Consider the following 11,013-nt stretch of genomic DNA (forward strand, 5'->3'; position numbering starts at 1 on the left):
ATCGTGCCACTCCGCTACAATCGTGCAGTCAGGCGATGATGCGCTCAATGGATTGATCCATGGTTAACACGCAACGCCCGCTGCACGAGCAAGCGACCACAGAATGTGCTGCGACGCAACATCTGTTGCGATCAGACGAGTCAGGCGACCGAAGATTTCGAGAAGTGCGACACCCGCGCAACAGCGGCGCGGGTGTCGTTAAGGGTCAGGCCTTGTCGGCGGCGATCTTCGCTTCGACGTCGGCGTCATATCCCGACGACTTGGGCGGCTCGCCATTCTCGCCCGGACGGGTCGAGGCGGGTGGGTCGGAGGCGTCCATCGACTCGTCCAGCGCGTTGTCGAGCGCCGCATCGGGGCTTTCCGGGTTGCGCTCGAGCCGCTGTGCGATCGACTGGTCCTGCCCGGCACCCTGCCTGGGATGCTGGATGTGCTTGGCGTCATCCTCGTCCGGCTCGCCGGGGGCAACCGAGAGGCCGTCGAGCGCCTGTTCGTCGATCAGCTTGGGGTCGTCGGTCATGATGGTCTCCTGATCGTTAGCCCCATAGAACGATCCGACCCGCGTGCCTGTTCCCTCAGCCGAGCCGCGTAACTGACACGCGCTGCGCCATGAAGGTCGCGCTGCCGAACACGGTCATGAACGCGATGTCGGTCGCATCGCGCCCGACCGCGACGCGGACGAGGTCGGCGCAGGACGCCATCCGCGTTGCGTCGACGAGATGCCAGCCGCCGCCGATCCACAGCTCCGCCACCGCGTGGAAGTCGGGCGGGTCGACGCCGGGTGCATAGGCCGAGACGCAGCGCGCGGGGATCCCGCCGGCGCGGGCAAGCGCAACGAGCAGGTGCGCATAGTCGCGGCACACGCCATGCCGCTCGGCGAAGGTCATCATCGCGGTCGTCGTCCCGTTCGACGTCCCGCATTCGTAGCGCAGATGCCCCGCGACCCAGTCGACGAGCGCCGCCGCGAGCGCGCCCCCCTGCAGACGACCGAATTGCTGGTCGACGAACCCCTCCAGCCGGTCCGATTCACAATAGCGGCTGGGGAGGAGATAGGGGATCGTCTCGGGCGGCATCGCGCGGACGGGGGTGGGGCCGAGCGTCGCGAAGTCGACGAAGGGGCGGTCGATCCGCACGATCGCCTTGTAATCCGCGCGGAACGCGCCCTCGCCGCGCGCCCAGCAGCGCTGCCCGATCCCGTCCTCGCCGCGGATCGCGCGGAGCGGCTCGGGGGAATAGACGCGCAGGTCCTGCACCTCGAGGTGCTGGTCGGGCATCTTCGCGGCCTCGATCAGCAGCAGCACGTCGGCCGCGCCGTCGATTGTATAGTCGAGCATGGCCTCGATCGCGATGCGCATCATGATCCTTCAGGGGCAAGAAAAAGGGCCCGATGGAGTGTTCCATCGGGCCCTTCCGAAAGGCCGTTCCCGGCAGTGCGATTAGTTGCGGTTACCGAACAAACGCAGGATGAACAGGAACATGTTGATGAAGTCGAGGTACAGGCTGAGCGCCGACATGATCGTCACGCGCTGCTCGTCCTGCGTCCCGGCAACCTGCGCGTAAAGCGCCTTGGTCCGCTGCGTGTCGTAGGCGGTGAGGCCCGCGAACAGCAGCACGCCGACGAAGCTGATGACCAGCCCGAGCGGCCCGGAGTTGAGGAAGATGTTGAGCAGGCTTGCGACCATCAGGCCGATCACGCCCATCACGAGGAACGTGCCGAACGCCGACAGGTCCCGCTTGGTGGTGTAGCCGTACAGGCTGAGGCCACCGAACGCCGCTGCCGTCGCGAAGAACGCCTGCGCGATTGCGACCGGGCTGTAGACCAGGAAGATCGTCGAGAGCGACAGGCCCATGGCGACCGCAAAGCCCCAGAACATCATCTGGAGCGTGCTGTTCGACATCCGCGCCTGGCCGAAGCTCATCCCGAAGACGAAACCGAGCGGCGCGAGCGTGATGACCCACTTGAGGATGCCGGGGCCGCCGAATACCGAAGCCGCACCGCCGCTGGCAACGAAGCCGAGCGCGACGATTCCGGTCAGCAGGACCGCCGACGTCATGTAATTGTAGACAGAAAGCATGTACCGCCGCAGGCCGGCGTCATACGCCTCCGAGCGGGTGGTCCCAGCCGTCTGGAACGCAGACGCGTTCGGACGGGGATCAGACCAGTTTGCCATTACCAAAAGCTCCTTGCAGCCGGCCGTGTGCCGGTTGTCCTGAATATCGGCGCAGTGCGGCCGCTTTTCAAGCGAATCCACGCGCCGCGCGAGGGCAGCAACACAGCGTAACAAACGCACGGTCGGATCCGCGACCTTCGCCGCTGCGACGTGTATCGCCGACGGTAAGCCCGCCACCCCCCGCTAATTCGCTTTCGTAATCGCGGTATGCTCTATAGGCTTCGCCGAAAGAGCAGAAACGACCGAAAGGAGCCAGCATGACGCCCACCGGCACGGCGCCGTCGCATTCGACGCCCGGAACGCCCGAAACTGCGCGTGTTTCGCGCTATGCCTGGTATGTCCTGACGATCCTGTTCCTGATTTACGTGCTCAACTTCGTCGATCGCCAGATCATCTCGATCCTTGCCGAGGACATCAAGCGCGACCTGCATTTGAAGGATGAGGATCTCGGTTTCCTGTACGGGACCGCGTTCGGCGTGTTCTATTCGCTATTCGGAATTCCGCTCGGGCGGCTGGCGGACAATTGGCACCGGGTTCGCCTGATGACGGTCGGGCTGGCCCTGTGGTCGACGATGACCGCCGCCTCGGGGCTTGCGTCGAGCGGGACCGGGCTTGCGGGCGCGCGGATCGGTGTCGGGGTAGGGGAGGCGACCGCGAGCCCGTCGGCGTATTCGCTGATCTCGGACTATTTCCCCAAGCGGCTGCGCGCCACCGCGCTCGCCATCTACTCGTCCGGACTGTATGTCGGGGGCGGGCTTTCGCTCGGGATCGGGGGGCTGATCGTCCAGCGGTGGAACCATGCGTATCCAACGGGCGGCCCGCTCGGGCTGCATGGATGGCAGGCGGCGTTCATGATCGTCGGCATCCCCGGCCTGATCCTCGCGGCTGTCGTTGCGACGTTGCGCGAGCCGATCCGGGGCGCGGTCGAGGGGTTGCCCCGGCCGGAGCGGCACCCCGCGCCGTTCAACGCCTTCCTGGGCGAACTGGTCACGATCCTGCCGCCGTTCACGCTGATCGGCGCGGCGCGCGGCGGGGCGGTCTCGCTCTTGGTCAACGTGCTTGCGCTGGGGGTCGTGGTTGGCGGGGTGCTGACGCTGCATGCATTCGGCGAACCCTGGCCGCAATGGATCGCGGTGGGGATCGGGGTCTACGCGGTGTTCTCCTGGGCCGCCGCGCTCAAGCGGCGCGATGCGCCGACCTATCGCCTCATCGTCGGCAATCCGGCTTTCCTCTGCATCGTCGTCGCTTACGGTCTCAACGCGTTCATGGCCTACGCGATCAGCTTCTGGGCGGCGCCGTTCGTGTTGCGGACGCTGGGCGAAACGCCGGCGATGGCCGGGCTGTTCGTAGGTTCGACCGGAGCGCTCGCGGGCTTCCTCGGGGTGATGCTCGGCGGGTTGATGGCGGATCGGTTGCGGCGTCGCAATCCGGCGGGGCGCGTGATCGTCGTGCTGTTCGGTGCGACCGTGCCGATCCCGTTCGTCATCGCTGCCTTTACCGCCTCCTCGACCGCCGTATTCTACCCCTGTTTCTTCATCGCCAGCATCTGCGCGAGCACCGCATTGGGTGCGGCGGGGGCTACGATGCAGGATCTGGTGCTGCCGCGCATGCGGGGGACCGCGACCGGCACCTTCTTCATCGGCACGACGCTGCTTGGCCTGGCGATGGGGCCGTACCTCGCGGGACGGATCTCGACGCTGTCGGGAAGTCTGTCGGTCGGGGTGCTGTCGCTGCTATGCGCTGCGCCGATCACGATTGCGGCGGGGATCGCGGCGTACCGGCTGGTGCCGCGCGCGGAGGCACAGCGCGAGGAATGGGCACGCGCGGCGGGCGAGGACATCTGACCGCCGGGGACCCGGCGTGACGGTTGGGGAAACGCGCTTTCGCTGATCCTTTGGGATGATCCGGCGGCCGTTTCATTCCAACGGATGACCCTTGCAGCCGCTTTGGCCGCCCTTCCGCAACCTTTGGGAAAGGGGTCGCGTCGCTACCTTCGCTGCAATCATACAGGGGGAGGGATCGATGTTTTCGGCTGAAATCGTCCGGTTGTCGGAGGGCGCGCCACCACGCGGCCGGCGTAGTGTCCGTGATGCGGGCCGCGTCACCGTCGCGATGCCCGGGCGGGTTGGGGATCAGGGGGCGCGTAGTCTGTGCCGGATCTCGGACCTGTCCACCTCGGGCGCGCGGCTCAAGACGTTCGAGCCGCTGGTGCCGAACAGCGTGGTCATGGTGCGCCTGCCCAACCAGCCGCCCCGCCGCGCGCGCGTGGTCTGGGCGGACGAGTATACCGCCGGGTGCGCGTTCGAGACGCCGATCGAGCAGGCCCTGCTCGACGCGCTGGTCGCGATCTACGGGTTCACGCCAGCGCTGCCCGAGATCGCGATGTTCCGGATGGGGTAACGGGGGCTCAGCTCGCGCCGAACACCCCGCAGGCGACGCGGCCCCCGCTGTTGCCCGACGGATCGGTCATCAGGTCGTCGGGGTTGGCGTGGACGACCATCGCCGCGCCGTCGGCGTCGAGCAGCCCCGCCATCGTCGCGCCGGGCAATACGAGGCCGATCGTCCCACGCCCGTTGGTGCCGACGATCAGGTTCGGCAGATCGCCTTGATGCGGTCCCTGCGGGTTCATCGTGCCGTGCTTGGTCGCGGTCGGGTTCCAGTGCGGGCCGGCGGTCGTGAAATCGGGGGCGTCACAATGCCCGACCGAATGGATATGCGCGCCGTGCGTCCCCGCGGGCATGGTGTGGACGTCGAGCGTGATGCGCAGCCCGCCGCCGACCTCGGTCGCGGTCGCACGCCCCACGTCCGCGCCATCGGCGGTGCGCAGCATCGCCACCGCATGCGCGCCATTGGCGAGCGGCGCGCCGGTTCTAACTTCGGGCTTGTCGCACGCCGAAAGACTGAGCGTCATCACGGCTGCCGCGGCGAGGATCGGTACGCGCATAGGGAATCTCCAGGTCTGATGCCGCAACAGTATTGCGCGCTAACACCCGCCGCGACAAGCAAAGCCAGCACGCCCTCGCGAACGCCCTCCGCCCGGTGAGCAGCGGCACGGCGGGGCCTTGGTCGCGGCATTATCGCATGATGACCGCCGCGATCACGTCCTGCAGGATCCGGCGGCGGTCGACGGTGGGCTCGCCCCAAACGTCCGACACAAAAAAAGGGCCGCGCGAGTATCTCGCGCGGCCCCGCAGTCCGTCGTCTCAAGTCAGTTGGCGTTGCTGGTCTTGATCGTGCCGTTGACGCCGTTCGGGAAGAACCCGCCGCCGACCGTCGCCGACTTGGTCAGATAGACGATGTTGAGGACGTTCGCCGCGGTGCGGCTGTACGCGATCCCCGAGCTGTCGGTCGGCACGATGTTCGAGATCGTGTTGTCCGCACCGGCGATGCCCTGATCGTCGTCGCTCGCGCCATCGAGGCTGTCGCGCGCGTCGCTGATCTGGCGGACCTGCTCGAAGATCGACCCCGCTGCGTTCCCTGCCGCGAAGCCCTTGCTATACAGGATCGTGCGGATCAGGCCCGCATGATAGGCCTCCGCCGCCAGGATGCCGGCCGCCGCGTCGAGATACACCTTGCTCGTGAGCAAAGGTGCCGCACCCTTATAGGCGCTGACCCCGACGTCCTCGAAGATGAACGCGCCGAGCAGGAAGTTGGTGTCGTTGGCGTAGGGATCGAACGTCCCCGTCGCCGAGACCACGCCCGCCGCCCGCGCCGCTGCGGTGAACGCCCCGCTCGCGCTGCCGTCGATGTTGATCGCGGGCATCGCGACCGCCGAGGCACCAAGCGCCTGACGCAGGAAGGCGACGTGCGCGATCTCGTCGCCGGCGATCTCGCGCGCATATTGCGCGACGACCGGATCGGTGAATGTAACCTGTCGGCCCCCCGTGACCGCGCCCTGCGTCCCGGTTCCCGTGAGCTGCGACGCGGGGAGACCCGTGCCGAACACCGCGAAGGAATAGAATTGCGCCTCGAGATATTCGAGGTTGAGCGCGAAGTTCAGGATGTCCGCGTCGGTGATCGCCGCGGTCGGGGTGGGCGTGGGGGTCGGAGTGGGTTGCGGGACGACGGTGACGCCATTGCTGTCGCCGCACGCCGCGAGAAGCGAAAGCCCGCCCGCGGCGATCGACGCTTGCCCGGCAACGCGCAGGAAACTGCGCCGTTCTTCGCGGCGACGATCGCTCGCCTCCAGCACCTGCGTGAGGATGGTCTTGGTATCCATTGCTGCTCTCCCTTGGAGAATTCGTGACGTCGAAAGCGTCTTAATTGGCGCCGCTGAAGCGAAGGTCGGGGTTCGGGTTGTTCGTCCCGGCCGGGAAGAACCCGCCCGCCATCGCGCGTGCGTTGGTGAGGTACGCAATGTTGTGGACCTGCGCGACGGTCCGCGAGAAGGCGAGACCGTTGCCATCGAGCGGAACGATGTTCGACGCGGTGCCGCCGTTGGCGGTGACCGGCGAGATGCCCTGATCGAGATCGGTCGTGCCATCGAGGCTGTCGCGTGCGTTCGAGATCGCGTCGGCCGAAGTGCGCAGCGACGGCGTGGCGATACCCTTGCCGTACAGCACGGTGCGGACGAGGGCTGCGTGATACGCCTCTACCGCGAGGATGCCGGCGGCGGCCTCGAGATACGTCTTGTTGGTCAGCAGCGTCGCGCCGCCCTTATAGGCGGTGACCCCGACGTCTTCGAAGATGAACGCGCCGAGCAGGAAGCTGTTGTCGTCGGCATAGACGTCGAACGCCGCGCCCGCGCCGATCAGGCCCGCCGCGCGCGCCGCGTTGCTGAACGCCGAGGTCGGGGTGACGTCGATGTCGATCGCGGGTTGCGCGATCGCCGATGCGCCGAGCTGGGTCCGCAGGAAGGTGACGTGGGCAAGCTCGTCGCCTGCAATTTCCTTGGCATAGGCCGCAACGATCGGGTCGCTGAAATTGACCTTGCGCCCGCCCGTTACCGCGCCCTGCGTACCGAGACCGGTCAGCATGTTGGCGGCAAGCCCGGTGCCGTTGGCGGCGAAGCTGTAGAATTGCGCCTCGAGATATTCGAGGTTGAGCGCGAAGTTGAGCACGTCGGCATCGCTCGGCGCGGTCTGCGCCTCTGCGCGCCCGGCGAGCCCGATGGCACCGCCCGCGATCCCCGCAACGGCGGCAGCGCCGAAAGCAGTCTTGAAAAAGTCGCGACGTTCGCTGCGGCGTTCTGCGCGCCGGTCGAAGGTTTCGATCAATTGCTGGTTAACATCGTCGGTCATGGAACTCGACCTCCCTGTGGATGGTGATGCGCTAACTTGCGACTGCAATCTTGGTTCCAACCTATTGATAAATAAGCACAAAACCGAAAAAACAGACGCGCGCCGACGGCATCCGGAAAGTACTTTTTCCGAACCCTCTCCCGTCGTGCCGCAGGTACGCCCGGGAATTTGAGCGGGATGCACCGGTAACGAAATATTGCGTTCTGTTTCCGCCGCGTAAAAGAATGCGTCGTCGGAGGCGGTCTTCGCGATGAACGGGTCCCATCGTCCGCGCGCCCTTTCCCCCGCGATGCCCCCTTGCTAAGGGCTGCCCCGACTCTTGCATTCGCACAGTCGGTCGCGCCCGTGTGGAACCTGACGGTTTCGCCTCCCCGCCGCGGCCCGACGCATAGGGAAGGACCCGCTGCACATGACCGCCATTGGCCAGGACACACTCGGCACGCGCACCACGCTCGACGTCGGTGGCACCTCGTACGACTATTTCAGCCTCGCCACCGCCGCCGAGAAGCTGGGCGACATCAGCCGCCTGCCGTTCTCGATGAAGGTGCTGCTCGAGAATCTGCTGCGCTTCGAGGACGGCGTCACCGTCACCACCGAGGATCTCCAGGCGATCATCGACTGGCAGCAGGAGCGCAAGTCGGACCGCGAAGTCCAGTATCGCCCCGCGCGCGTCCTGATGCAGGATTTCACGGGCGTGCCGTGCGTCGTCGATCTCGCGGCGATGCGCGATGCGATCACGAAGCTTGGCGGCGATGCGGTCAAGATCAACCCGCTCGTTCCCGTCCACCTCGTGATCGATCACTCGGTGATGGTCGACGAATTCGGCACGCCGCAGGCGTTCGAGGATAACGTCGAGCTCGAGTATCAGCGCAACAACGAACGCTACGAGTTCCTCAAGTGGGGTTCCAAGGCGCTCGACAACTTCAAGGTCGTGCCCCCCGGCACCGGCATCTGCCACCAGGTCAACCTCGAGAACATCGCGCAGGCGGTATGGTCCTCGACCGCGCCCGACGGCAAGATGATCGCATACCCCGACACCTGCGTCGGCACCGACAGCCACACCACGATGGTCAACGGCCTTGGCGTGCTCGGCTGGGGCGTCGGCGGGATCGAGGCTGAGGCCGCGATGCTCGGCCAGCCGGTCTCGATGCTGATCCCCGAAGTCGTCGGCTTCAAGCTCACTGGCGAGCTCGCCGAGGGCATCACCGCGACCGATCTCGTGCTTACCGTCACCCAGATGCTGCGCGCGCGCGGCGTCGTCGGCCGGTTCGTCGAGTTCTACGGCCCGGGCCTCGACGCGCTCAGCCTCGCGGATCGCGCGACGATCGCCAACATGGCGCCCGAATATGGTGCGACCTGCGGTTTCTTCCCGGTCGACGACGCCACGCTCGATTACATGCGCCTGACCGGCCGCACCGAGGAGCAGATTGCGCTGACCGAGGCCTATGCCAAGGCACAGGGCATGTGGCGTCTGGCGGATGCGCCCGATCCCGTGTTCACCGACACGCTGTCGCTCGACATGGCGAACGTCGTGCCGTCGCTCGCCGGCCCGAAGCGCCCGCAGGACAAGGTCATCCTCACCGAGGTCGACGACACGTTCAACGCCGATCTCGCCAAGGTCTATCACCACTCGACCGCCAAGCGCGTCCCGGTCGAAGGCCGTGACCATGACATCGGCGACGGCGACGTCGTGATCGCGGCGATCACCAGCTGCACCAACACCTCCAACCCGTCGGTGCTGGTCGCCGCAGGGCTGGTCGCGCGCAAGGCGAACGCTCTGGGCCTCAAGCCCAAGCCGTGGGTCAAGACCTCGCTTGCTCCCGGCTCGCAGGTAGTCACCGACTATCTCGACAAGGCCGGGCTAACGACTGACCTCAACGCGGTCGGCTTCAACCTCGTCGGCTATGGCTGCACCACCTGCATCGGCAACTCGGGCCCGCTCGCGCCCGCGATCTCCGCAGCGATCAACGGCAACGACATCGTCGCCGCCTCGGTCCTGTCGGGCAACCGTAACTTCGAGGGCCGCGTCTCGCCCGACGTGCGCGCGAACTTCCTCGCGTCGCCGCCGCTGGTCGTCGCCTATGCGCTCAAGGGCACGGTGACCGAGGACTTCACCACCACGCCGATCGGCCAGGCGACCGACGGCCATGACGTCTATCTCAAGGACATCTGGCCGACCAACGCCGAGGTCCGTGAAGTGATGGACGCGAACATCGACCGCGGCATGTTCCAGTCGCGCTATGCCAGCGTGTTCAAGGGCGATGCCAAGTGGCAGGCGATCGAGATCGAAGGGTCGGACACCTATGCGTGGCCTGCGAGCTCGACTTACATCGCCAACCCGCCGTATTTCGAGGGCATGTCGATGACCCCTGCGCCGGTGCAGGACATCATCGAGGCGCGTCCGCTCGCGATCCTCGGCGATTCGATCACGACCGACCACATCTCGCCGGCGGGTTCGATCAAGGCGGACAGCCCGGCAGGCGCGTGGCTGATGGAGCGGCAGGTTTCACGCGCCGACTTCAACTCCTACGGTGCGCGGCGCGGCAATGACAATGTCATGGTCCGCGGCACCTTCGCCAACATCCGCATCAAGAACGAGATGGTCCCCGGCGTCGAGGGCGGCATGTCCTCGTACAAGGGCGAGACGATGCCGATCTACGACGCGGCGATGCGCTTCAAGGCGGATGGCGTCCCGATGATCGTCATCGCGGGCAAGGAATATGGCACCGGCTCGTCGCGTGACTGGGCGGCGAAGGGCACCAACCTGCTCGGCGTCCGCGTCGTCATCACCGAAAGCTTCGAGCGGATCCATCGCTCGAACCTCGTCGGCATGGGCGTGCTGCCGCTGCAGTTCGCGGAAGGCGTCGATCGCAAGACGCTGAAGCTCGACGGATCGGAGAGCTTCACGATCATGAAGGTCTCGGAAATCCGTCCGCGCCAGGATGTCGAGGTTACGCTGACCCGCGCCGACGGCACGGTCGAGACGTTCATGACGCGCTGCCGGATCGATACCGTCAACGAGCTGGAGTATTTCCTCAACGGTGGCATCCTGCAGTACGTGCTGCGCAAGCTGGCGGCGTAAGCGGGGCGGGCGGGCTTCGGTCCGCCGGTCTTGATGCGTTGACGAAGGGGCGGGGAAACCTGCCCCTTTTTTGCTGTGTGGCAAAGTTGACCGTTTTCCAAACAGTGCCTCCCCGGCGGAGGCCGGGCCCACGAGGGCTGGTCGAGGAAGCGCAGCGGAGCGCGCGATGATCGACGGCCCGCTGCTGGGCCCCGGCCTGCGCCGGGGAAGCCCACGTGTGGCGCGGGGTCTCTTTGACGCCGTTCACAGGAAAGATCGTCGCGTAAGCGGGCCGGGCTTCGGGTCGCCGGTTTCCGGAAACGAAGAAGGGTCCGAAAAAACCTGCCCCGTCTTTCGTGGTATGGGGTCATCGATTTGTAGTCGAGCACTTCCCCGGCGCAGGCCGGGGCCCAAAAGGGCAGGTCGAGGAAGCGGAGCGCGGCGTGCGATGATCAGCGGCCCGCTGCTGGGCCCCGGCCTGCGCCGGGGAAGGGAAGGGGTAGTCGTGCGGGGTATCGGCGCACTGTTTGACCCCCCCCCCCCC

Annotated in this window: 9 protein-coding genes; 3 read left to right on the forward strand and 6 right to left on the reverse strand. The window is 66.4% G+C overall.

Going from position 1 to position 11,013, the window contains the following annotated elements; all coding sequences use genetic code 11:
- Window positions 1–205: 205 nt before the first annotated feature.
- The 3 genes from RI03_RS07035 to RI03_RS07045 all read right to left on the reverse strand — a co-directional run bounded on the left by RI03_RS07035 (window position 206) and on the right by RI03_RS07045 (window position 2,168).
- Window positions 206–517: a hypothetical protein gene (locus tag RI03_RS07035; protein ID WP_010216174.1), complete on the reverse strand. Its 312-nt coding sequence runs from the start codon at window positions 515–517 to the stop codon at window positions 206–208.
- Window positions 518–572: 55 nt separating this feature from the next.
- Window positions 573–1,355: a transglutaminase-like domain-containing protein gene (locus RI03_RS07040; RefSeq protein ID WP_010216175.1), complete on the reverse strand. Its 783-nt coding sequence runs from the start codon at window positions 1,353–1,355 to the stop codon at window positions 573–575.
- 78 nt (window positions 1,356–1,433) lie between these two features.
- Window positions 1,434–2,168 (reverse strand): Bax inhibitor-1/YccA family protein, encoded by a 735-nt coding sequence (locus tag RI03_RS07045; RefSeq protein ID WP_026046528.1) that lies wholly within the window; start codon window positions 2,166–2,168, stop codon window positions 1,434–1,436.
- A 257-nt stretch (window positions 2,169–2,425) separates the two neighbouring features.
- On the opposite strand from RI03_RS07045, the gene RI03_RS07050 reads away from it, so the two are divergent.
- Window positions 2,426–4,012 (forward strand): spinster family MFS transporter, encoded by a 1,587-nt coding sequence (locus RI03_RS07050; RefSeq protein WP_010216177.1) that lies wholly within the window; start codon window positions 2,426–2,428, stop codon window positions 4,010–4,012.
- A 178-nt stretch (window positions 4,013–4,190) separates the two neighbouring features.
- Complete coding sequence (locus tag RI03_RS07055; protein ID WP_010216178.1) at window positions 4,191–4,568, forward strand: PilZ domain-containing protein; 378 nt, start codon at window positions 4,191–4,193, stop codon at window positions 4,566–4,568.
- A 7-nt stretch (window positions 4,569–4,575) separates the two neighbouring features.
- On the opposite strand, the gene RI03_RS07060 is transcribed toward RI03_RS07055, so the two are convergent.
- From RI03_RS07060 to RI03_RS07070, 3 genes are all read right to left on the reverse strand, one after another.
- The gene (locus RI03_RS07060) at window positions 4,576–5,112 is read right to left on the reverse strand and encodes a superoxide dismutase family protein (RefSeq protein WP_010216179.1); all 537 of its coding nucleotides are present in this window, start codon (window positions 5,110–5,112) and stop codon (window positions 4,576–4,578) included.
- 264 nt (window positions 5,113–5,376) lie between these two features.
- Complete coding sequence (locus RI03_RS07065) at window positions 5,377–6,387, reverse strand: ferritin-like domain-containing protein (protein ID WP_010163117.1); 1,011 nt, start codon at window positions 6,385–6,387, stop codon at window positions 5,377–5,379.
- A gap of 40 nt (window positions 6,388–6,427) precedes the next feature.
- Window positions 6,428–7,408, reverse strand: a complete 981-nt coding sequence (locus RI03_RS07070; RefSeq protein WP_010216182.1) for a ferritin-like domain-containing protein — start codon at window positions 7,406–7,408, stop codon at window positions 6,428–6,430.
- A 409-nt stretch (window positions 7,409–7,817) separates the two neighbouring features.
- Between RI03_RS07070 and acnA the strand changes: the two genes are divergently transcribed.
- Window positions 7,818–10,490 carry an aconitate hydratase AcnA gene (acnA, locus tag RI03_RS07075; protein WP_010216183.1) on the forward strand — a complete coding sequence of 891 codons (2,673 nt, stop codon included), beginning with the start codon at window positions 7,818–7,820 and terminating at the stop codon, window positions 10,488–10,490.
- Window positions 10,491–11,013 lie beyond the last annotated feature (523 nt).

The organism is Sphingomonas sp. PAMC 26621 (genome assembly GCF_000251145.1).
GTDB lineage: Bacteria > Pseudomonadota > Alphaproteobacteria > Sphingomonadales > Sphingomonadaceae > Sphingomonas.

Coding starts and splice junctions, on each gene's coding strand:
- RI03_RS07035 (WP_010216174.1), bottom strand. CDS start 517: ATGACCGACGACCCCAAGCTGATCGACGAACAGGCGCTCGACGGCCTC.
- RI03_RS07040 (WP_010216175.1), bottom strand. CDS start 1,355: ATGATGCGCATCGCGATCGAGGCCATGCTCGACTATACAATCGACGGC.
- RI03_RS07045 (WP_026046528.1), bottom strand. CDS start 2,168: ATGGCAAACTGGTCTGATCCCCGTCCGAACGCGTCTGCGTTCCAGACG.
- RI03_RS07050 (WP_010216177.1), top strand. CDS start 2,426: ATGACGCCCACCGGCACGGCGCCGTCGCATTCGACGCCCGGAACGCCC.
- RI03_RS07055 (WP_010216178.1), top strand. CDS start 4,191: ATGTTTTCGGCTGAAATCGTCCGGTTGTCGGAGGGCGCGCCACCACGC.
- RI03_RS07060 (WP_010216179.1), bottom strand. CDS start 5,112: ATGCGCGTACCGATCCTCGCCGCGGCAGCCGTGATGACGCTCAGTCTT.
- RI03_RS07065 (WP_010163117.1), bottom strand. CDS start 6,387: ATGGATACCAAGACCATCCTCACGCAGGTGCTGGAGGCGAGCGATCGT.
- RI03_RS07070 (WP_010216182.1), bottom strand. CDS start 7,408: ATGACCGACGATGTTAACCAGCAATTGATCGAAACCTTCGACCGGCGC.
- acnA (WP_010216183.1), top strand. CDS start 7,818: ATGACCGCCATTGGCCAGGACACACTCGGCACGCGCACCACGCTCGAC.